Annotated in this window: 1 pseudogene; it reads left to right on the top strand. The window is 61.2% G+C overall.

Going from position 1 to position 255, the window contains the following annotated elements:
* Positions 1-125: 125 nt before the first annotated feature.
* Positions 126-255 (top strand): annotated as a pseudogene (locus tag AB4Y36_RS40580) (monooxygenase); the annotation flags it as partial.

Below are 255 nucleotides of genomic sequence, written 5' to 3' on the forward strand. Positions count from 1 at the left end.
CGCATGCGGTTTTCCCGACCTGCGCACACCTGATCCCCGGCCAACGATTGGCATGGCTTCTGCTTTATCGGTAAGGAACGAGGCCCGAACACGGGCCACCCATCAAGCCGGTACCTGGAGCCCCTATGACCGCATTGAATCTCGCCAGCACGGTGGCACTTGCTCCCGTTCTTTCTCCCGGTACGGATTACGAGCGTCTCGCTTCACGTTTTCGACCCGTTTTCGCCCGCATCGCAGAGGGCGTGCTCGAGCGTG

Source organism: Paraburkholderia sp. BR10936, assembly GCF_040965735.1.
Classification (GTDB): domain Bacteria; phylum Pseudomonadota; class Gammaproteobacteria; order Burkholderiales; family Burkholderiaceae; genus Paraburkholderia; species Paraburkholderia nodosa_A.